The sequence below is a fragment of the Agrobacterium sp. CGMCC 11546 genome (assembly GCF_013365515.1).
GTDB lineage: Bacteria > Pseudomonadota > Alphaproteobacteria > Rhizobiales > Rhizobiaceae > Agrobacterium > Agrobacterium fabrum.
Genome location: NZ_CP047388.1, coordinates 1,137,489 through 1,157,076 on the forward strand (window position 1 = coordinate 1,137,489; position 19,588 = coordinate 1,157,076).

The 19,588-nt window shown below is 59.2% G+C and carries 21 protein-coding genes, 1 other RNA gene and 1 pseudogene; 20 read left to right on the forward strand and 3 right to left on the reverse strand.

Annotation, left to right across the window (positions count from 1 at the left end; genetic code table 11):
• The first annotated feature begins 10 nt into the window (after positions 1-10).
• From ssrS to GSF67_RS19950, 5 genes are all read left to right on the forward strand, one after another.
• Positions 11-169: non-coding RNA, 6S RNA (ssrS, locus tag GSF67_RS19930), on the forward strand.
• 230 nt (positions 170-399) lie between these two features.
• Positions 400-1,662, forward strand: coding sequence for a hemolysin family protein (locus tag GSF67_RS19935; protein ID WP_006314729.1), 1,263 nt, complete (start codon positions 400-402; stop codon positions 1,660-1,662).
• The gene (locus tag GSF67_RS19940) at positions 1,662-2,249 is read left to right on the forward strand and encodes a 5-formyltetrahydrofolate cyclo-ligase (protein WP_006314730.1); all 588 of its coding nucleotides are present in this window, start codon (positions 1,662-1,664) and stop codon (positions 2,247-2,249) included. Before GSF67_RS19935 ends, GSF67_RS19940 begins: the two co-directional genes overlap by 1 nt.
• 99 nt (positions 2,250-2,348) lie before the next feature.
• Entirely contained in the window at positions 2,349-3,173 is an 825-nt protein-coding gene (locus tag GSF67_RS19945) for a TIGR00282 family metallophosphoesterase (protein WP_006314731.1), read from the forward strand.
• A gap of 115 nt (positions 3,174-3,288) precedes the next feature.
• A complete protein-coding gene (locus GSF67_RS19950; protein ID WP_006314732.1) occupies positions 3,289-4,131 on the forward strand; it encodes an MBL fold metallo-hydrolase in 843 nt (280 codons plus the stop codon).
• A gap of 36 nt (positions 4,132-4,167) precedes the next feature.
• Here the strand turns inward: GSF67_RS19950 and GSF67_RS19955 are convergent, their stop codons facing one another.
• The gene (locus GSF67_RS19955; RefSeq protein ID WP_006314733.1) at positions 4,168-4,671 is read right to left on the reverse strand and encodes a pyridoxamine 5'-phosphate oxidase family protein; all 504 of its coding nucleotides are present in this window, start codon (positions 4,669-4,671) and stop codon (positions 4,168-4,170) included.
• Positions 4,672-4,868: 197 nt separating this feature from the next.
• On the opposite strand from GSF67_RS19955, the gene GSF67_RS19960 reads away from it, so the two are divergent.
• Complete coding sequence (locus GSF67_RS19960) at positions 4,869-5,615, forward strand: YebC/PmpR family DNA-binding transcriptional regulator (protein ID WP_006314734.1); 747 nt, start codon at positions 4,869-4,871, stop codon at positions 5,613-5,615.
• An 84-nt stretch (positions 5,616-5,699) separates the two neighbouring features.
• Here the strand turns inward: GSF67_RS19960 and GSF67_RS19965 are convergent, their stop codons facing one another.
• Positions 5,700-6,701, reverse strand: a complete 1,002-nt coding sequence (locus GSF67_RS19965; protein ID WP_006314735.1) for an LLM class flavin-dependent oxidoreductase — start codon at positions 6,699-6,701, stop codon at positions 5,700-5,702.
• 143 nt (positions 6,702-6,844) lie between these two features.
• Entirely contained in the window at positions 6,845-9,154 is a 2,310-nt protein-coding gene (locus GSF67_RS19970) for a methyl-accepting chemotaxis protein (protein WP_035216128.1), read from the reverse strand.
• Between the two features lie 246 nt (positions 9,155-9,400).
• Between GSF67_RS19970 and ruvC the strand changes: the two genes are divergently transcribed.
• The 14 genes and pseudogenes from ruvC (at position 9,401) to ybgF (ending at position 19,586) form a co-directional block, all read left to right on the forward strand.
• On the forward strand, positions 9,401-9,913 hold the full coding sequence (ruvC, locus tag GSF67_RS19975) for a crossover junction endodeoxyribonuclease RuvC (RefSeq protein ID WP_006314738.1): 513 nt from the start codon (positions 9,401-9,403) through the stop codon (positions 9,911-9,913).
• A 27-nt stretch (positions 9,914-9,940) separates the two neighbouring features.
• The gene (ruvA, locus tag GSF67_RS19980) at positions 9,941-10,558 is read left to right on the forward strand and encodes a Holliday junction branch migration protein RuvA (protein WP_006314739.1); all 618 of its coding nucleotides are present in this window, start codon (positions 9,941-9,943) and stop codon (positions 10,556-10,558) included.
• A gap of 86 nt (positions 10,559-10,644) precedes the next feature.
• On the forward strand, positions 10,645-11,685 hold the full coding sequence (gene ruvB / locus GSF67_RS19985) for a Holliday junction branch migration DNA helicase RuvB (RefSeq protein WP_006314740.1): 1,041 nt from the start codon (positions 10,645-10,647) through the stop codon (positions 11,683-11,685).
• 52 nt (positions 11,686-11,737) lie between these two features.
• Positions 11,738-11,929, forward strand: a pseudogene (locus GSF67_RS19990) (DUF2945 domain-containing protein); the annotation flags it as partial.
• Between the two features lie 62 nt (positions 11,930-11,991).
• Positions 11,992-12,570, forward strand: coding sequence for a DinB family protein (locus GSF67_RS19995; protein WP_128822066.1), 579 nt, complete (start codon positions 11,992-11,994; stop codon positions 12,568-12,570).
• Positions 12,570-13,097 (forward strand): NUDIX hydrolase, encoded by a 528-nt coding sequence (locus GSF67_RS20000; RefSeq protein ID WP_035214598.1) that lies wholly within the window; start codon positions 12,570-12,572, stop codon positions 13,095-13,097. Before GSF67_RS19995 ends, GSF67_RS20000 begins: the two co-directional genes overlap by 1 nt.
• Positions 13,094-13,225 (forward strand): hypothetical protein, encoded by a 132-nt coding sequence (locus GSF67_RS26240; protein ID WP_006310272.1) that lies wholly within the window; start codon positions 13,094-13,096, stop codon positions 13,223-13,225. Before GSF67_RS20000 ends, GSF67_RS26240 begins: the two co-directional genes overlap by 4 nt.
• Positions 13,222-13,662 (forward strand): tol-pal system-associated acyl-CoA thioesterase, encoded by a 441-nt coding sequence (gene ybgC, locus GSF67_RS20010; RefSeq protein ID WP_006310273.1) that lies wholly within the window; start codon positions 13,222-13,224, stop codon positions 13,660-13,662. The genes GSF67_RS26240 and ybgC overlap by 4 nt, the downstream gene beginning before the upstream one ends.
• A gap of 261 nt (positions 13,663-13,923) precedes the next feature.
• Positions 13,924-14,643: a protein TolQ gene (tolQ, locus tag GSF67_RS20015; RefSeq protein ID WP_006310274.1), complete on the forward strand. Its 720-nt coding sequence runs from the start codon at positions 13,924-13,926 to the stop codon at positions 14,641-14,643.
• A gap of 58 nt (positions 14,644-14,701) precedes the next feature.
• Positions 14,702-15,160 (forward strand): protein TolR, encoded by a 459-nt coding sequence (tolR, locus tag GSF67_RS20020; RefSeq protein ID WP_006310275.1) that lies wholly within the window; start codon positions 14,702-14,704, stop codon positions 15,158-15,160.
• A 9-nt stretch (positions 15,161-15,169) separates the two neighbouring features.
• A complete protein-coding gene (locus GSF67_RS20025; RefSeq protein WP_006310276.1) occupies positions 15,170-16,339 on the forward strand; it encodes a cell envelope integrity protein TolA in 1,170 nt (389 codons plus the stop codon).
• Between the two features lie 20 nt (positions 16,340-16,359).
• Positions 16,360-17,667, forward strand: coding sequence for a Tol-Pal system beta propeller repeat protein TolB (tolB, locus tag GSF67_RS20030; RefSeq protein WP_010973273.1), 1,308 nt, complete (start codon positions 16,360-16,362; stop codon positions 17,665-17,667).
• A gap of 210 nt (positions 17,668-17,877) precedes the next feature.
• Positions 17,878-18,411, forward strand: coding sequence for a peptidoglycan-associated lipoprotein Pal (gene pal / locus GSF67_RS20035; protein ID WP_006310278.1), 534 nt, complete (start codon positions 17,878-17,880; stop codon positions 18,409-18,411).
• 158 nt (positions 18,412-18,569) lie between these two features.
• The gene (ybgF, locus tag GSF67_RS20040; RefSeq protein WP_006310279.1) at positions 18,570-19,586 is read left to right on the forward strand and encodes a tol-pal system protein YbgF; all 1,017 of its coding nucleotides are present in this window, start codon (positions 18,570-18,572) and stop codon (positions 19,584-19,586) included.
• Positions 19,587-19,588: the final 2 nt, after the last annotated feature.

Below are 19,588 nucleotides of genomic sequence, written 5' to 3' on the forward strand. Positions count from 1 at the left end.
ATATCTGGGATGCGTTCTGCGCTTCCCGACAGGAACCACAATCCCTGGGGCCATACTCGATCCAAAGGGAGCTGTCCCTGGCCAGTCCCGTGGGACTGGACACACGGCGCCCACCTACTTTTGTAGGCACCCAGGATCGTAAATCTCCATCGGTCGCCGCGGATCGCACTTGAAGTTTCGGGTCAACCCCGGTCCTTCGCCTGATCATTTTTTCGTCGACAGTTATTTTTCAATGCTGCCGGGCATGGCTTTTTTATATTGCTGTCATTGCAATGGCGGAACAATTGCCTATTATCCGGATTGGTATGTCTGTCATGCCCTTTTACATAAAGGGCGCTGCGGCCAAAACCGCGACGTGCCGTTCAACAGCCCAAAGAGCTAAACTTGTTTACTGAAATTATGATCGTGGTCCTGCTCACCGTATTGAACGGTGTGCTTGCCATGTCCGAGCTTGCCGTTGTCTCCTCCAGACCGGCGAGGCTCAAGGTGCTTGCCGCGCAAGGCAGCATGGGCGCCACCATGGCGCTCGGCCTTTCCGAAAATCCCGGTCGGTTCCTTTCCACGGTCCAGATCGGCATCACGCTGGTCGGCGTTCTGTCCGGTGCGTTTTCCGGTGCCACGCTCGGCGCCCGGTTCACCGGATGGCTTCTGGAGCAAGGCGTTCCCGATCGTGCCGCCGATGCCATCGGTGTCGGCTCGGTGGTCGTCGCCATTACCTATCTGTCGCTGATCGTCGGCGAGCTGGTGCCCAAGCAGATCGCCCTGCGCGATCCCGAAAAGATCGCCGCCCGTGTCGCGCCCACCATGGTGATGCTTTCACGCATCGGCGCGCCGCTGGTGTGGCTGCTGGATAAATCCGGCAAGGTCGTTCTGGCAATTCTCGGCCATAGCGGTGAGTCCAACGCTTCGGTGACGGACGATGAAATCCGCACGGTTCTGGCCGAAGCCCATAGTGCCGGCGTGATCGAGACCGAGGAATCGGCGATGATCACCAGCGTCATGCGCCTTGCCGACCGCAATGCGCGCGGCCTGATGACGCCGCGTCGTGATGTGGAAGTGGTCGATATCGAAGACAGCGCCGAAGAAATCCGCGAGCAGCTTCGCCAGACACAGCGTTCGCGCCTGCCGGTGCGCAACGGCGCTTCGGACGAAATTCTGGGCGTGCTTTTTGCCAAGGACGCCTTCGATGCGCTAGCCTCCGGCAAGGAGCTCGATGTCCGCGAGCTTCTGCGCGAGGTTCCCGTTGTCTCGGATCTGACGAGCGCGGTGGATGTCATCCAGTCGCTGCGCCGCTCCACGGTGCATATGGTGCTGGTCTATGACGAATATGGCCATTTCGAAGGTATCGTCAGCTCCGGCGACGTTCTGGAGGCCATCACCGGTGCCTTCCAGGAAGATAATGACGAAGAACCGGCCATGGTTGAGCGCGAAGACGGTTCGTTCCTGGTCGCCGGCTGGATGCCGGCCGATGAATTCGCCTATCGCATGGGATTCCAGATCGATGAGGATGCCGAGTTCGAGACCGTTGCCGGTCTGGTTCTCGATGAATTCCGCCGTCTTCCGGAACTGGGCGAGCACATCACCCGTAATGGCTGGCGTTTCGAAGTCATCGACCTCGATGGCCACCGTATCGACAAGGTTCTTGTGAGCCGGGCCGCGTGATGCAGGCCGATGCAGCGGAAAAAGCAAGGTTGCGCGGCGAAAGGCTCGCCGCGCGCGATGCTTTGACGCCAGCCGAGCGGCAGCAGAAGAGCCTGTCGATGACGGCTCATGGTGCCTCCGGCATTCCCTTTGCACCGGGCACTGTCATTTCCGGTTTCATGCCCATCCGCTCCGAGGTTGATACCAGGCCGTTGATGGAAGCGTTGCGTGTACGCGGCGGGCGTCTCGTCCTTCCCGTGGTACTTGACAGGGAAACCATCGTTTTTCGCGTCTTCGAAGCGGATACGCCGCTGGTGAAGACCGGTTTCGGCACGACCGGACCGGGCGGGGATGCCGAAATTCTCGATCCGGACATTTTGCTTGTGCCTCTTTCCGTCTTCGATGGGGAGGGCCAGCGGATCGGTTATGGCGCGGGGCACTATGACCGCGCCATTGCGAGATTGCACGCCAAGGGCCGTCAGCCTGTTCTCATCGGTATCGCCTTCGATTGTCAGGAGGTAGCGTCGGTGCCGGCGGAGCCGCACGATGTGGCGCTTCACGCCGTGTTGACGGAGAGCGGCCTGCGCTGGTTTTCCGCGCAGCGCTGATGTCTGATAATGGGCACACGGCGTTTTAGCACTTTTTAAAACACGGATTACCCGCTAGAGGGACGCAATCCAAAGAACATACGCAAAACGGGGCGGTGAATGAGACTTCTTTTTCTCGGGGATATGGTTGGCAAGACCGGGCGCACGGCTGTCTGGGACAGGTTGCCGGGGCTGATTTCCGATCTGAAGCTCGATTTCGTCATCGTCAACGGTGAAAACGCCGCCGGGGGTTTCGGTATTACCGAGGATATCTTTCTCGAAACCATCAACGCCGGTGCCGATGTCGTGACGACCGGCAACCACGTCTGGGATCAGAAGGAAGCGGTTTCCTTCTGCGAGCGCCACGACCAGTTCCTGCGGCCGGCAAATTATCCCGATGGCACGCCGGGCAAGGGCTCGGGCATTTTTTATGCCCGCAACGGCGCGCGTATCCTCGTCGCCAACATCATGGGCCGGGTGTTCATGCATCCGGAACTGGACGATCCCTTCAAATCGGCGGAAACCATTCTTGCCGCCTGCCCGCTGAAGGAACAGGCCGACGCCATCATCTTCGATTTCCACGCCGAGGCGACCAGCGAAAAGCAGTGTTTCGGCCATTTCGTCGATGGCCGTGCGAGCTTCGTCGTCGGCACCCACACCCATGTTCCAACGGCTGACGCGCAGATATTGAATGGCGGCACAGCCTATATGTCTGATGCCGGCATGTGCGGGGATTATGACAGCTCGCTTGGCATGGAAAAGGAAGAGCCGATCAATCGCTTCATTTCCAAAATGCCGAAGGGCCGTTTCGAGGCGGCAAGCGGGCCGGCGACGATCTGCGGCGTCGGTGTTGAAATTTCCGATCGCACTGGACTTGCGGAAAAGATCGCGCCGTTGCGCATCGGCCCGCGTCTTTCGGAAACATTGCCCTCCTTCTGGGCCTGAATGTCCGCGGAAGCGTTCACAATGACGAGAGTCTGAGCCTTCCGCCGTTCTTGTAACTGGACGCCCTGCAAAACCTGCCCCATCCTCTCAACCTTCGCAAGTTCAGGGGAGTGGCATGATGCTGCGCGTGCTAATGCTTGCAATGACAGGGCTGATTGCCTGTGCGGGAGCCGCCTTTTCTCAGACGGCAAGCCGGCCACCCGTCAGCCAATGCCAGGCGATTGCTCAAAATATCCCCGGAGTGATGTTCGCGAGCTTCAATACGCCAGGTGTCCAGCTGGCGCAGGCAACGGCGAAGGAAGAGGTGAAGATCAGCTTCATCGGCCATTCCACCTATCTCATCGAAAGTCCCGATGGCGTGACGATCGCCACCGATTATAACGGCGTCTACCGTCCGCCCGTCATGCCGACTGTCGTGACGATGAACCGGGCGCATTCTACCCATTTCACCCTCACCCCGGACCCGGCCATTCAATATGTGCTGCATGGCTGGAGTGATACGCCCGGCGAAAAGGCCGAACACAGGGTGCTGGTGGGTGACGTCTATATCCGCAATGTCGCGACAGATATCCGCAACCGCTGGGGTGACTACGAGTCGTTTCAGGAAAACGGCAATTCCATCTTCATCTTCGAGGTCGCCGGGCTGTGCATCGGCCACCTCGGCCATCTGCATCATGAACTGACGGATACGCATTATGCCGAAATCGGCCGGCTGGACGTGCTGATGGTGCCGGTGGATGGCGGTCTGACCATGGGGGCTGACAGCATGAGCAGGGTTGTGAAGCGCCTGCGCTCCGCGCTGATCTTGCCGATGCACCGCACCGGTCCTCCGCTTGAGCAGTTCCTGACCATGTTCGGGGGGAGTTTCCGGATCGCCTATGCCACGGATCCGGTGATCCGGGTCTCGATGAGAAACCTTCCCCGCCAGCCGCAGATACTGGTGCCGAAGGGCATGTAGCTGGTGGCAGGCGAGGAAGGGCGGGGGAGCTGTCGATCAGGCAAAGGTGAGGTGCTGGCGGACGCCGACATCAGGCGTCTTGTCGTCGGACATGTTGGCCTTGGCGATTTCCCAGCCGAATTTCAGCGTGCTGTCCGTCGAGGCCCAGATATCGGCATCATCGACATGAAGTGCCAGCATCGTCAGCTGCGGATCGCTCTTGCCATGTTCATACCAGGCGGCGGTGACGGAATTCCAGTATTCGTCAATCTTCGCCTTGTCGTCGCGCGCCTCCACAATTCCGGAGAGGCAGGCATGGTAATCATGGTCCTTGCCGACAAGGCAGAAATGCGCGCGCGAGCCTGGTTTCAGCGATTTTACGAGATCGGTGTCCTTTTTGGAGAAAAACCAGATCGTATTGATCTTGGGGTCAGCATGAGGTGCCATGGGCTGCATATGCGTGTGCAGGCCTTCGAGACCGAGCATGCCGGCATGGACCGAGTTGATCTCGTCCCAGAGCTGGCGGGCCGGGGCTTCTCTTGCTTCAGTCAGGCTGACCATCTGTTTTCTCCTTCCGGGTTTAACGCTGCGACGGAGAGACAACAAAGGTTCTTCCGCCGTGTTCATGATCAGAACGAGGAGCGGATAAATCAGTTCCTTCTATTGTTTGCGGAAGAGAAAGTGCTTGCGGGCTTGAACGACGGGCTTATCGCACTTATAAGGCCCGCAATCTCCAAATTAAGACAATCGGGTTTTCCATGGCTGGTCATTCACAGTTCAAGAACATCATGCACCGCAAGGGCAAGCAGGACTCCGTTCGGTCCAAAATGTTTTCCAAGCTTGCACGCGAAATCACCGTTGCGGCAAAGACGGGCATGCCCGACCCCAACATGAACGCGCGCCTGCGTCTGGCAATCCAGAACGCCAAGGCACAGTCCATGCCGAAGGACAATATCGAGCGTGCGATCAAGAAGGCTTCCGGCGCAGACAGCGAGAACTACGATGAAGTCCGTTACGAAGGTTACGGTCCGGGCGGTGTCGCCGTCGTTGTCGAGGCCCTGACCGACAACCGCAACCGCACCGCTTCCAACGTGCGCTCCATCTTCACCAAGGCCGGCGGCGCGCTCGGCGAAACCGGCTCGGTATCCTTCTCCTTCGACCGCGTTGGTGAAATCACCTACAAGGCTGAAGTCGGCGATGCCGACAAGATCATGGAAGCGGCTATTGAAGCCGGTGCCGATGATGTCGAATCGTCTGAAGACGGCCACACCATCATCTGCGGTTTCGAAGCCATGAACGAGGTTTCCAAGGCGCTGGAAGGCGTGCTCGGCGAAGCCGAAAGCGTCAAGGCCATCTGGAAGCCGCAGAACACGGTGCCGGTGGATGAAGAAAAGGCGCAGTCGCTGATGAAGCTCATCGACAATCTCGAAGATGATGATGACGTGCAGAACGTCTATTCCAACTTCGAAGTCTCAGAAGAAATCCTCGCCAAGCTTTCCGCCTGACGTTCATGTTCAAGAAAAAGCCCCGGCAGCGACATCGCTCCGGGGCTTTTTTGTTTAAAGCATTTCCAGGAAATGCCAGAAATTCTAGGCGGCCTTTCGGATGGCGGTCCGTACATCGGCGAAAATTTCCACGGAACGTAGCCGCTTTTCGATGTCATGGATCGGCATGGAAACGATCAGTTCATCCGCCTGTGTTTCAGCGAGAAAACCGTCGAGATGGCGCTCGATCGTTTCGGGTGAACCAACGGCGGCGAAACGCAGCGTGTGTTCGACGGAGAAACGTTCCATCTCGTTCCAGTAATCGTCCATGCTGTGCACCGGTTTCGGAAACTGCGTGCGCACATTGCGGCGCAGGTTGACGAATTGCTGCTGGGACGAGGTGAAGAGATGCTGCGCCTCTTCGTCCGTATCGGCGCCGACACCCATCACACCGACCATCACATAGGGCTTGTCCAGCACTTCCGAAGGCTGGAAACGCTCGCGATAGATATGGATCGCTTCCATCAGCATATCGGGGGCAAAATGCGAGGCGAAGGAATAGGGCAGGCCGAGCGCTGCGGCGAGATGCGCGCTGTAGGTGCTGGAGCCGAGCAGCCAGAGCGGTACGTTGGAATTCATGCCGGGCACGGCGAGGATCGCCTGATCCGGCTGCGGCGGGCCAAGGTAACGCTGGAGTTCGACGATATCGTGCGGGAAATTTTCCGCGCCGGCATCGAGGTTGCGGCGCAGGGCTCGCGCTGTGCGCATATCGGTTCCGGGAGCGCGGCCTAGGCCGAGATCGACACGACCGGGCAGAAGTGCCGCCAGTGTTCCGAACTGCTCGGCAATGACGAGCGGGGAGTGGTTGGGCAGCATGATGCCGCCGGAACCGACACGGATATGTTTGGTGGCGGCACCCACATGGGCGATCACCAGCGAGGTTGCAGCACTGGCAATACCGGGCATGCCGTGATGCTCTGCCAGCCAGAGGCGATTATAACCGTGTTCTTCGGCCTTGATGGCCATGCGGCGGGAATTTTCGAGCGCCGCGCTGACGCTCTCGCCTTCGCCGATCGGCGAAAGGTCGAGAATGGAAAAGGGGATCATCGGACGCTCCTGCAGAAATTCAAATCTTTGCTGCGGATGTAAGGCGCGCGTCCCGATTTACCAGAGAAGTCGCATAGAATTGATGGATCGTTCAAAAAAATTGGGGCCTCAGCAGAGGCCCTGCCTTTCTTCAGCCAGCTGGCTCAGCCCGCCCGCCGGAATTGTGTCTTTTCCTGATACCGCACTGCTTCGTTTTCTGAAGCCAGCACGAACTCTCCGAGCCTGCCGTCCATTTCACCGGCTTCGGAAGCGAGATTGTGGATGGCCGCCGTCGTCTCTTCCACCATGGCGGCATTCTGCTGGGTCATGGTATCGAGGCTGGTGACAGTGCTGTTGATTTCCGAGAGCGTATGCGCTTCCTCGCGGGTGGATTCCATGATCTCCTCGAGGCGCGCGCTGATGGTCTGCACATGTTCGCCGATGCCGGTCAGCGAAGCGCCGGCTTTCTCCACCAGCACCACGCCGGCGGAAACCTCGTCGGTGGAGCGTTTCAAAAGGCTGCTGATTTCTTTCGCGGCGGCAGCCGAACGTTGCGCCAGTTCGCGCACTTCCTGCGCCACGACGGCAAAACCCCTGCCTGCGTCGCCCGCGCGGGCGGCCTCTACACCTGCGTTCAAAGCGAGCAGGTTGGTCTGGAAGGCGATTTCATCGATGACGCCGATGATCTGGTTGATCTGGCGCGACGAGGTCTGGATCGCCTCCATGGCGGCGATGGTCTGCTCCATCACGCGACTGGATGCAGTTGCTTCGGTGCTGGCGTCGCGCGCGATCCGCGTTGCCTGCGCCGCGCGTTCGATCTGGTCGCGGACCGCTTCGGTAATCGCCTTGATGGCGCTGGCCGTTTCAGTGATGGAAGCCGCCTGCCGCTCGGTGCGTTCCGCCAGCTGGTCCGCCCCCACACGCATTTCCTCGGAGCCGCCACGAACGGCGGCGGAGTTGCCGCCAATCGCTTCCATGGTCTCGCTGAGCCGGGCAAGTGCGGTATTGAAGTTGTGGCGCAGGCTTTCGAGATCCTCAGGGAAAACGGTCTCTATGCGATAGGCGAGGTTGCCGCTCGCCAACTGGTCCAGCCCCTCATCCAGAGACTGCACGACCATCTGCAGGGTGCCGGCCTCGGCCTCGCGCTCGGCAAGATGCGCGCGCCGCGCCGTCTCGGCTTCCTCGCGTGTACGCGATGCTGTTTCTTCCATTTCCCGCTGCAGAATGAGTTTTTCACGGAAACTGCCGAGCGCACGCGCCATCCTGCCGATCTCGTCGTTCCTGTCCTGATTGCCGATGTCGGCATCGAGACGGCCCGCGGCCACTTCGCCGGTCAAGCTCGCAAGCTTTTCCAACGGAGCAAAGAGACGTCGTGCAAAAAATGCTGTCGCCGCACACATGGCGGCAAGAACACAAAGGCCGATAACGGCCAGCGTGCCGGCGATCGAGACGGAGCCTGCGTTCAACTCGCTACGCAGCATGCTTTCCACCGCGAGATATTTCTCACCGGCGAAGGAAAAGGGGCGGGCGTAGGCATTGGCTTCGCCATCCGCGCGGTTGATCTTGGCAATGGTCATGCCCGTCGCGTTCAGGGCTTCGCCATGGAAGCCGTAAATGGCCGGGTCGAGGCTGACGAGCTTTTCGCCGTCCACGCCGAGAACCTTGCCATCAGCCGCGATGATGGCGGATTGTTCCGAACTGCCGGCCGCAATGCCTTTCGTCAGTATCTGGCCAAAAACGTCTTCCTTGACGCGGAAGAGAACGATGCCCTTGAACGCGCTAAACTTGACGACCGGGACGCCGAAATAAATACCGGCCTCCTTTGTCGCAGCATCGGTCCGCAGCCCGGAGAAGCTGGTCTGCGCCACATCATTGACCGCTTTTTCGGCATTCACCGCGCCGCGCGTGAAGGCTGCGCCAAGGCCGCTTTCCGTCCAGGCGCCAGAGGTTACGGTTTCTCCGAAAGCCGGTCCTTTGAGATAGGAATAATAGACCGCACCGGCGGGATCGATGAAGAGCACATCGCTGAACGGCGTTCCCTTGAGATAACCGGCGATATCCGTCTGGGTCTTTTCATGGGTGGAATAATAAAACCCGCTGGGGCTTTCCGGCTTGATCAGCTTTTCCCTGTCGCCGAAGGGGTTCTCCTTAACGAAAACGCGCTGCAATTCCGCCTTCGCGTCACCGGAGTTCTTCTGCACCGTGGTCCAGCCGCTGCGCATGGAGACGACAGCCATCTGCAGGGATTCGATCTTGGCAATGGAATCCGCCTGCGTCTTCAGCTGCTCCAGGCGCTCCTGAAGCATGTCACCGCGGAAAACGAGAATGCTCTCCATGGATTTCGACGCCTGCTCCTCGAGAACGCCGCTGCTGCTCTGATAGCCGAGAAGCGTCAAAGCCCCGGTCGAGATCGCCATCAACGCCAGGAAAATGACGAGGACCTTGGTGGATATGGAATGAAAACGGTTCAGCATGGCCGATGCAGCCCTCAATGCCGGATCAGTTCCCACGCCATGCATGAATGGCGCCATCGGACGGCTGATGTGGCGAAACTATTGTGCTGCGGATCATCATGTCCGCAGCTCCCCTTTTTGATTTTGTGGAGAACAATGCGACAGGCGGTTTAAGCAGAGGTAAATGCTGCACTGCAAATTTGAGCAATGTTGTCGTTTTGTTCACTTATCGCTGGCAGGGTCGCAGCCGGAAAGATAAGGTAACTCATGCAAAAGACGATTCGAATCATCGGCATCGACCCAGGACTGCGGCGCACCGGCTGGGGCGTCATCGACACCCTCGGCAACAGCCTGCGGTTTGTCGCCTCCGGTACGGTGACGTCGGATGGCGATATGGACCTCGCCTCCCGGCTCTGCCAGTTACATGACGGGCTGGCGGAAATCGTGCACAGCCATCAGCCCGAGGAAGCAGCCGTGGAGCAGACCTTCGTGAACAAGGATGCTGTCGCCACGCTGAAACTCGGCCAGGCACGCGGCATCGCCATGCTGGTTCCGGCGCGGGCGGGATTGCCGGTCTTTGAATATGCACCAAATGCGGTCAAAAAGGCCGTCATCGGCGTCGGGCACGGCGAAAAGCAGCAGATTCACATGATGCTGAAAATCCTGATGCCGAAGGCCGAATTCAAGGGTAACGATGCGGCGGACGCGCTCGCCATCGCCATCTGCCACGCCCATAATCGCGGCGGTGACAGGATGCGGCGGCTCCTGGCGGCCGGTTAATTTCATTTTTAGTGAGCGGGCGGCATCATGATCGGAAAACTCAAAGGCAGCATTGAGGAAATCGGCGCGGATTACGTGCTGGTGGATGTGCATGGCGTCTGTTACATCGCCTATTGTTCGGCGCGCACCTTGTCGAAAATCGGCTCTGTCGGGGAAGCGGTTGTCCTGTTCATCGAAACCTATGTGCGTGAAGACCAGCTGAAGCTGTTCGGCTTTGTCTCGGCGCTGGAGCGGGAATGGTTCAACCTGCTGCAAAGCGTGCAGGGCGTCGGCTCGAAAGTGGCACTTGCCGTTCTTTCCACGCTGTCGCCTTCCGAGCTTGCCAATGCAATAGCGCTGCAAGACAAAACCATGATCTCACGCGCGCCGGGTGTTGGGCCCAAGGTGGCCGTTCGCCTGGTAACCGAGTTGCGTAACAAGGCGCCAGCCTTTGCAGGAGACGCTTCCGCCTCCATCGGGCTCAAGCAGGAGCTTGGAGAGGGTGTTGCCTCCGCGCCGGTCGCGGATGCTGTCTCAGCGCTCACCAATCTCGGCTATTCTCGCGACCAGGCTGCCAATGCGGTTGCCGCCGCGCTGAAAAATGGCGGGGAGGGCGGCGACAGCGCCAAGCTCATCCGGCTCGGCTTGAAGGAGCTTTCGCGGTAGATTTCGTGACACGCGTTGTCGCGATAGTCATGATATAGCGGCTGCGGTCACCTAATTAACTCAAGCAGAATAATGGAATGCCCTGAATGAGCGATGCGGACAGACTGATTACGCCGGAAAAGCGCGGTGAGGATATCGACACCACGTTGCGTCCGCAGTCGCTGGATGATTTTACCGGCCAGGCGGAAGCCCGCGCCAATCTCAAGGTGTTTATCGAGGCTGCCAAGAACCGTGGCGAGGCACTCGACCATGTGCTGTTCGTCGGTCCACCCGGCCTTGGCAAGACGACGCTGGCGCAGATCATGGCCAAGGAACTTGGCGTCAATTTCAAGTCCACGTCCGGGCCGGTCATTGCCAAAGCGGGCGATCTCGCAGCCCTCCTCACCAATCTCGAGGAGCGCGACGTGCTCTTCATCGACGAAATCCACCGGCTCAACCCGGCGGTGGAGGAAATCCTCTATCCGGCCATGGAGGATTTCCAGCTCGATCTGATCATCGGTGAGGGACCGGCTGCGCGCTCGGTGAAGATCGATCTCTCCAAATTCACGCTTGTGGCTGCCACCACCCGTCTCGGCCTGCTGACGACACCCCTGCGCGACCGCTTCGGCATCCCTGTGCGGCTGGCGTTCTACACCGTCGACGAACTGGAGCTGATCGTTCGGCGCGGGGCACGGTTGATGGGGCTCAATATGACGGATGGCGGCGCGCGGGAAATCGCCAGACGCGCGCGTGGCACGCCGCGCATTGCCGGGCGGCTTTTGCGCCGGGTGCGGGATTTTGCCGAAGTGGCACGGGCTGAGGCTGTCACCCGCGAGATCGCCGACGAGGCTTTGACGCGGCTTCTGGTCGACAATATGGGCCTCGACCAGCTGGACATGCGGTATCTCACCATGATCGCCGTCAATTTCGGTGGTGGTCCCGTCGGCATCGAAACCATCGCCGCTGGCCTTTCGGAGCCGCGGGATGCCATTGAGGACATTATCGAACCCTATATGATCCAGCAGGGTTTCATCCAGCGCACGCCGCGCGGACGGATTCTTACCGCCACGGCGTGGAAACATCTCGGCCTGCAGCCGCCGAAGGATCTTGAGGCGGCGCAGTTCCGGCTGACGCTGGAGGATGATTGAAGGAACAAGCCCGGCGCCTTCGCATTTGATTGTCTTTGGTCAGGAGATGATGATGTCCGAATATCGCAAAGGTACGAAGGTTCGCTGGAAATGGGGCACCGGAACCGGCGAGGGAAAAATCGTAGAGACCTTTACCGACGATGTCGAAAAAACGATCTCCGGTTCCAAGATAAAGCGCAAGGCGAGCAAGGACGAACCCGCCTACCTCATCGAGCAGGATGATGGTGGGAAGGTTCTGAAAAGCAAATCCGAGCTTGAACACGCCGATTGGAAGCCGCCGTTATCAGACGTCATAAAGGGACGCCGATGCCTTACGATACGCTGCGGGTCTTCCGCAAACACGCTCGCAACAACCGGCTGGCCAATCTTCGGCTGCACAGGGCTTGCCTTCAGCTTTCGCAGGAGGCCTTCGTTGCTCGCCGCGTCAGTTTCTTCCCGACCATCAGGGCAACGCTGAACCACATCTATACCGTCGACCGCTTTTATATCGATGCCCTGCAGGGCGGCACACTCGGGTATGCCGCCTTTGCCGAGGAACAGCCTTTCGCCAGCATGGCGGCGCTGCACGGCGCTCAGGCGGAACTTGACGAGGTGCTGATCGCCTTTGCCGATGGGCTCGATGAAGACGGTCTCGCCGCCCCCGTCAATATTCACCGCAGCGCGCGCATCCAGCAGGATCGCTGCGATGATATCCTCTCCCATCTCTTCCAGCATCAGACACATCATCGCGGACAAGTGCATGCGATGTTATCAGGCACTGCGGTAAAACCGCCGCAACTGGATGAATTCATTGTGGGAGATGATGCGCAGGCGAGAAAAGACGAGATGGATGCGTTAGGTTGGACGGAAGACGATTTGATGTTTCCAGCCCGCAGGCCAGCATAATGACGCATGATAGCAAAACGCAGGACACCCGCATCCGCATGAAATTCAAGCCGAAGCGCATCTTCCAGATGCGTGTTGCGGGGCTTGCTTTCCGTGATGGCCATGTGCTGGTGCACCGGGCGTCGCATGAAAAATTCTGGACCTTTCCGGGCGGCCGCGCCGAAATGGGCGAGCGCTCCGAAGAAACGCTGGCGCGTGAAATGGTCGAGGAACTCGGTGTCGAGGCAAAGGTCGGGCAGCTTCTCTGGGCGGTGGAGAATTTCTTCCATTATGAAGGCAAGGACTGGCACGAACTCGGCTTTTATTACCTGATGGACCTGCCGCAGACGCTTACCTTTCATCCCAGCGACATCATTCACCGCGTTCAGGACGGCGATAACGAGCTTGAGTTCCGCTGGGTCGCGGCAACCCGGCAGGCATTGACGGAGCTCGATATTCCGCCCTATTTCATCGCCGACGAAATAGAACACCTGCCGCAGACCACAAGACATCTCGTCTGGCACGACGGCGATCTGGACGATAAATGATTTCTGCGCCCGAACGCCACATGATCCGGCTGGACCGGAAACCGCAGCTTTTCAGCATGCGGATAGGGGTGGTGGCTCAGCAACGCGGCCATTTCGATGCGGCCGATATTCTCAAGGAGACATTATGAGCGAGCTTGTGGTGCCGCTTTCGGGCGAACTCATCGACCATGGCCACCGCCTGACCCAGCGGGTCTATTATGAGGACACGGATTTTTCCGGTCTCGTTTATCACGCCCGTTATCTGCATTTTCTCGAGCGCGGCCGGACAGATTACCTGCGTTGCCTCGGCTGCGAACAGAGCGCGCTTCTGACCGCCGACGAGGAAGGTCTGGTCTTCGTCGTTCACCGCATGGAGATCGATTTCAAGACGCCGGCGCGAATGGATGACGTGTTGACCATCACCACCGCGACCGAGAAGGCCGGCGGCGCCAAAATGGTGCTCAACCAGGAAATCCGGCGCGGCGAAACGCTGCTTGTCGCCGCCAAGGTCATCATCGCCGTCATCAATGCCAAGGGCCGGCCAAGGCGGCTTCCAGAGACCGTTGCGGAAAAATTCCTGAAGTAATTGCCGGCCCCATCCAGTAAATCCACCCGGCGTGGCCCGGCTGTAACACTCCTTTAACCATAATGGTGTCTTACTTTAGCAACTGGCATTTGTGCGGCGCACGCCTTCCTTTCACCAAATTTATTGGCAAGTAAGGCTTACTGGCAAGTATCGGGGTATGGCAAAGGGGTTAACGGCTACGGCCGTACGACTTCGAGCGTTAACACGCGTTTGAATCGCCCGGTCCCGTACCGGGCGTTTGGATTCGGGGATTGGATATTTATGGAACAGGCAGGTTTGGCAGCGGCGACGCACGATGTAAGTCTCTGGGCGCTGTTTATGCAGGCGGGCTTCATCGTGAAGTTCGTGATGATCGGACTTATCGCCGCCTCGGTCTGGACGTGGGCGATCGTCTTCGACAAATACGTAAGCTTCGGCAAGGCAAAGCGCCAGTTCGACCAGTTCGAACAGGTCTTCTGGTCGGGTCAGTCGCTCGAGGAGCTTTACCGCACGCTGGCGGAACGCCAGAATGTCGGTCTTGCGGCAATTTTCGTTTCCGCCATGCGGGAATGGAAGAAATCATTCGAACGCGGTGCGCGTTCTCCCATCGGTCTGCAGATGCGTATCGACCGGGCAATGGACGTGACGATCGCCCGTGAAGGCGAACAATATGAGGCTCGCCTCGGTTCACTCGCGACCATCGGTTCGGCTGGTCCGTTCATCGGTCTTTTCGGTACGGTCGTCGGTATCATGACCTCGTTCCAGGCGATTGCCGGTTCGAAGTCCACCAACCTTGCGGTGGTGGCGCCCGGTATCGCCGAAGCGCTTTTGGCGACCGCCATCGGTCTTGTCGCGGCTATTCCGGCGGTTATCGCCTATAACAAGTTCACGGCCGACGCGCACAAACTTTCCGCCCGCATGGAAGGTTTCGCCGACGAGTTCTCAGCGATCCTGTCGCGCCAGATCGATGAAAAACTTCAGACGCGGCAAGCCGCCCAATAAGCGGTCACGATGGAATGCCGGGCGGTAATTTGCCGCAAGGCAAAATGGAGTAGATGATATGGGTATGTCAGCAGGTGGCAGCGGCGGTTCCGGTGGACGCCGTGGTGGGCGCGGCGGACGGCGCAGAGGCGGCGCGATCAGCGAGATCAACGTGACGCCGCTGGTTGACGTCATGCTCGTGCTGCTCATCATCTTCATGGTGGCAGCGCCGATGATGACGGTCGGCGTGCCGATCGACCTGCCGCAGACCTCTGCCAACGCTTTGAACTCGGACACGCAGCCGATCACGATTTCCGTCAATGCCAATGGCCAGATCCATTTGCAGGAAACCGAAATCCAGGCGGCTGAAGTGGCCGACAAGCTGCAGGCGATCGCCACCACAGGTTATAACGAACGCATCTTCGTGCGGGCGGATTCCGTTGCCGCTTACGGCGTGGTTGCGGATGTGATGGCGCGTATCCAGGCGGCAGGCTTCAAGAACATTGGCCTCGTAACCCAGCAGAAACAGGACAATTGACGTAAAACGATGAAGGGCAGCCTTACCACATCCGCGATCGTGCATGCGTCGCTTCTGGCTTTCGCCCTCGTTTCCCTGGGCTCGCCGGAGCCTCTTGACGTGTCGCAGGCCGAGGCTCTGCCGGTGGAGCTGGTGCCAATCGAAGAATTAAGCCAGATCCAGCAGGGCGACAAAAACGCGCCGAAAGCGGAAAAGTCGGCCCCCGTTCCGACGACGCGTCCGGACATCATCCCGAACGCCCAGAATATCGGCAACAATGTAGCCGACATCGAAGCGCCTCCGACCCCGACCACCAAGCCCAACGACAATATTGCTGCAGCCGCTCCGCCCAAGCAGGAGAAGCCGCAGCCGGTCGTCGATACCAAGGCGAACGAGGTGAAAGAAATTGTCAAGGAAGAAACCTCGGCCCCCAAGCCGCAGGAAATGGCCGCCTTGCCGCAGACCAAGCCTGAAATAGCGCCGCAGCCGAAGCCGGACCCGCCGCCGCAGGAAACCAAGGCGGAAGAGCCGCCGCCAGCAACGCAGGAGCCGGCCGAAATTCCCGTGCCGCAGAACGTTCCGCGCCCGAATTCCCGCCCCGAACCACCGAAGCCGGAAGAGCCGAAGCAGGCCGAGACCAAACCCGCCGAGCAGAAGCCAGCCGAAAAACCGGCTGAAAAGAAGCCGGACCAGGCAAAGTCCACGGACAAGCCTTCAGACAAGAAGCCGGGTGAGAAGAAGCAGGAGACTGCGAAATCCGCTTCATCCAAGGAAAGCGATTTCAACGCCGACGATGTTGCTGCGCTGTTGAACAAGCAAGCTCCTTCCGGTGGTGGGGCGAAGCGATCGACACAGACGGCGTCGCTCGGTGGGAAAAAATCGACCGGTGGCTCGACGCTCAGCCAGACGGAAATGGATGCGCTTCGCGGCGCGATCCAGAAGAACTGGCAGATCATTCCCGGTATGGCGGATGCCGCTGACGTGCGCGTCCGCGTCACCATGAAGCTTGACCGTGATGGAACCATCATCGGTCGGCCCGAGATTGAAGCAACGGGCGGTTCCGAGGGAACGCGCCGTGCTCTTTCCGGCGGAGCTTATCGTGCCATCATGCGTTCTGCTCCGTTCACGAACCTTCCTGCCGACAAATATGATGCATGGAACGAAGTCGTTGTGAACTTCGATCCCAGTGAATTGCTATGAATGCTGAAAGGCCTGGCAACATGAAGATATTTTCGCCGATCCGGCTGGTGCTCGCTATCGCGGCCCTCATGTCGGTTTTCTCCGCACCGGCTTTTGCGCGGGTGGAAATCAACATCAACAAGGGTAACGTCGAGCCCTTGCCCATCGCCATCACCGACTTCATGTCGAGCGATGGCATCGGTGCGCAGGTATCGGCCGTCATCGCCGCCGACCTGCAGCGTTCCGGCCTTTTTGCGCCGGTCAACAAGAACGCCTTCATTGAAAAGATCAGCAATCCGGATCAGCAGCCGCGTTTCGAGGACTGGAAGGTCATCAACGCACAGGCGCTCGTCACCGGCCGAGTGACGCGTGAGAGCGACGGTCGTCTGCGTGCCGAATTCCGCCTGTGGGATACTTTCGCCGGCCAGCAGTTGTCTGGACAGCAATTCTTCACCCAGCCGGAAAACTGGCGTCGTGTCGCCCATATCATCGCCGATGCCATCTATGAGCGCGTCACCGGTGAAAAGGGCTACTTCGACACCCGCGTCGTTTTCGTCTCCGAAAGCGGTCCAAAGACGGCGCGCAAGCGCCAGCTGTCGATCATGGATCAGGACGGTTTCAACGTCCGCAACCTCACCAATTCGAACGATATCGTTCTGACGCCGCGTTTTTCGCCGAACCGTCAGGAAGTCACCTACATGTCGTTCGAAGGCCAGCAGCCGCGCGTTTACCTGCTGCAGCTGGAAACCGGACAGCGTGAAGTGGTGGGTAATTTCCCCGGCATGACGTTCTCACCGCGCTTTTCGCCTGATGGTCAGAAGGTCATCATGAGCCTTCAGCAAGATGGCAACGCCAATATCTACACCATGGACCTTCGCTCGCGCACCACGACGCGCCTGACGAATACGGCGGCGATCGATACCGCGCCTTCCTATTCGCCGGACGGTCAGCGTGTCGCCTTTGAAAGCGACCGCGGTGGCCGCCAACAAATCTACGTCATGAATGCCGACGGCTCCGGCCAGCAGCGTGTCTCCTTCGGTGATGGTTCCTATTCCACGCCGGTATGGTCTCCGCGCGGCGATCTTATTGCCTTCACCAAGCAGTCTGGCGGCAAGTTCTCGATTGGCGTGATGAAGACCGACGGTTCGGGCGAACGCATCCTGACCAGCGGTTTCCACAATGAAGGCCCCACTTGGGCGCCGAACGGCCGCGTGCTGATGTTCTTCCGCCAGAACGCCGGAGCCGGTGGTCCGCAGCTCTATTCGATCGACCTGACGGGCTATAACGAACAGCTCATCAAGACGCCGACCTTCGCTTCGGATCCGGCTTGGTCGCCGCTTCTGGACTGATATGACTGCCATGACGGCGCCGGCATGAACCGGCGCCGTCATGTTTTACTTGATACCGCAGGGACGTGCGCCTCTTTCTTGCCGCAAAGTGTTGTGAGGGAGCAAAAAAGCGGGACATTTCCTTTCTGTTAACCATAAGCGTTTGTCGGCTATTAACCGCGATCAGTTAGTGTCCAGCAACGTTATTGAAATCCTAAGGAGAGACCGGCGATGAGCCGTACAAACATTTCGGCACTCAGCCCCATGCAGAAACTGGCCCGTAACCCGGCTGTCATCGCCATGACGCTCGCGCTTGCTCTCGCAGGCTGCGCGAACAAGAAGAACATGCCGAACAGCGCCGGTGAACTCGGCCTTGGTGGCGCTGGCTCCGCAACGCCGGGCTCCCAGCAGGACTTCACGGTCAATGTCGGCGACCGCATCTTCTTCGACACCGACTCCACCTCGATCCGCGCCGACGCCCAGCAGACCCTGCAGCGGCAGGCCCAGTGGCTGTCCCGTTACCCGAACTACGCCATCACCGTCGAAGGCCATGCCGACGAACGTGGTACGCGTGAATACAACCTGGCGCTCGGCGCCCGTCGTGCCGCCGCAACACGTGACTTCCTGGCTTCCCAGGGCGTTCCGGCCAGCCGCATGAAGACGATCTCCTACGGCAAGGAAAAGCCGGTCGCAGTTTGCGACGACATTTCCTGCTGGTCCCAGAACCGCCGCGCTGTGACGGTTCTCGGTGGCGCGGGCATGTAATTGCCTGACGTGATTGTGAACGAGAATGAAAGGCGGTCTTCGGGCCGCCTTTCGTTTTTTTCATAGTTTGGCCGAAGTTAAGTTGCTTTTTCGGTCGATATGGAAAAAATCCGGCTTGCGCCATTCCGGTGCAAATCAGTTAAGGCAGGACGAATGAGATGAAGAAACTTGTCGTGGCGGGAATGCTGGGGCTTGCAGCCTGCACCGGCTTGAGCGGCACAGCCGTTTCGGGTCCGCTGTTCGGTGCGGGGGGTAGCTTCGGCACGATCAACTCTCAGCAGCCCCCGATTGTGCGGGTTCAGGCCAATGAAGCCTATAAGGTTCAGCAGCTTGAAGAACAGATCCGGCAGCTCAATGGCCGTATCGAAGAAATGAGCTTCCAGCTTCTGCAGATGCAGGAAACGATCCGCAAGGCGCAGGAAGACAACGAGTTCCGCTTCCAGGAACTGGAAGGCGGCAATGCTGGCGGCAAGGGTGCAAGCCCGACCGCTGCACCGAAAAAGAAGGCGGAAGCCAGTCCGGTCAATCCGGCCACGCCGCCGACCGACGACGTTGCAACAATCATCGAAACGCCACCCCAGGGTGGCGCTTCCGTTTCTCCGCCCCCGTCCTCCAGCGCTTCGACAGCCGCGCCGGGAGAAACGACGCTTGGCTCCATCGAGCTCGATTCCAAGGGCATGCCTGTGGGCGGCACGCTGAACCAGGGCGCCAACAATTCCTCCGGCAGCCTTCCGGGCGTCACCACCGGTAACGGCACCCGCAAGACCGATCCTGTCAACACGGCGGCGCTGACCAGTGAAGGCGATATCTATCAGGCCGCTTATGGTCATGTGCTTTCCGGCGACTACAAACTGGCGGAACAGGGTTTCCAGCAGTATCTGCAGGGTTACCCCAAGGGTACGAAAGCCGCGGATGCGAGTTTCTGGCTGGGTGAGGCGCAATATTCGCAGGGCAAGTTCAATGAGGCGGCGAAGACCTTCCTCAACGGTCATCAGACCTATGGCAAATCTCCGAAGGCGCCGGAAATGCTAATGAAGCTCGGCATGTCGCTTGCTGCTCTCGACAATACCGAAACCGCCTGCGCCACGCTGCGCGAGGTGCCGAAGCGTTATCCCAATGCCTCGAAGACCGTGCTGAGCAAGGTTGCCAGCGAACAGAAGCGGTTGAGCTGCTGATT

Coding starts and splice junctions, on each gene's coding strand:
- GSF67_RS19950 (WP_006314732.1), top strand. CDS start 3,289: ATGATGCTGCGCGTGCTAATGCTTGCAATGACAGGGCTGATTGCCTGT.
- ruvC (WP_006314738.1), top strand. CDS start 9,401: ATGCAAAAGACGATTCGAATCATCGGCATCGACCCAGGACTGCGGCGC.
- GSF67_RS26240 (WP_006310272.1), top strand. CDS start 13,094: ATGATTTCTGCGCCCGAACGCCACATGATCCGGCTGGACCGGAAACCG.
- GSF67_RS20025 (WP_006310276.1), top strand. CDS start 15,170: ATGAAGGGCAGCCTTACCACATCCGCGATCGTGCATGCGTCGCTTCTG.
- pal (WP_006310278.1), top strand. CDS start 17,878: ATGAGCCGTACAAACATTTCGGCACTCAGCCCCATGCAGAAACTGGCC.
- GSF67_RS19945 (WP_006314731.1), top strand. CDS start 2,349: ATGAGACTTCTTTTTCTCGGGGATATGGTTGGCAAGACCGGGCGCACG.
- ybgF (WP_006310279.1), top strand. CDS start 18,570: ATGAAGAAACTTGTCGTGGCGGGAATGCTGGGGCTTGCAGCCTGCACC.
- GSF67_RS20000 (WP_035214598.1), top strand. CDS start 12,570: ATGACGCATGATAGCAAAACGCAGGACACCCGCATCCGCATGAAATTC.
- GSF67_RS19970 (WP_035216128.1), bottom strand. CDS start 9,154: ATGCTGAACCGTTTTCATTCCATATCCACCAAGGTCCTCGTCATTTTC.
- GSF67_RS19960 (WP_006314734.1), top strand. CDS start 4,869: ATGGCTGGTCATTCACAGTTCAAGAACATCATGCACCGCAAGGGCAAG.
- ruvB (WP_006314740.1), top strand. CDS start 10,645: ATGAGCGATGCGGACAGACTGATTACGCCGGAAAAGCGCGGTGAGGAT.
- tolR (WP_006310275.1), top strand. CDS start 14,702: ATGGGTATGTCAGCAGGTGGCAGCGGCGGTTCCGGTGGACGCCGTGGT.
- tolB (WP_010973273.1), top strand. CDS start 16,360: ATGAAGATATTTTCGCCGATCCGGCTGGTGCTCGCTATCGCGGCCCTC.
- GSF67_RS19935 (WP_006314729.1), top strand. CDS start 400: ATGATCGTGGTCCTGCTCACCGTATTGAACGGTGTGCTTGCCATGTCC.
- GSF67_RS19995 (WP_128822066.1), top strand. CDS start 11,992: ATGCCTTACGATACGCTGCGGGTCTTCCGCAAACACGCTCGCAACAAC.
- tolQ (WP_006310274.1), top strand. CDS start 13,924: ATGGAACAGGCAGGTTTGGCAGCGGCGACGCACGATGTAAGTCTCTGG.
- ybgC (WP_006310273.1), top strand. CDS start 13,222: ATGAGCGAGCTTGTGGTGCCGCTTTCGGGCGAACTCATCGACCATGGC.
- GSF67_RS19955 (WP_006314733.1), bottom strand. CDS start 4,671: ATGGTCAGCCTGACTGAAGCAAGAGAAGCCCCGGCCCGCCAGCTCTGG.
- GSF67_RS19940 (WP_006314730.1), top strand. CDS start 1,662: ATGCAGGCCGATGCAGCGGAAAAAGCAAGGTTGCGCGGCGAAAGGCTC.
- ruvA (WP_006314739.1), top strand. CDS start 9,941: ATGATCGGAAAACTCAAAGGCAGCATTGAGGAAATCGGCGCGGATTAC.
- GSF67_RS19965 (WP_006314735.1), bottom strand. CDS start 6,701: ATGATCCCCTTTTCCATTCTCGACCTTTCGCCGATCGGCGAAGGCGAG.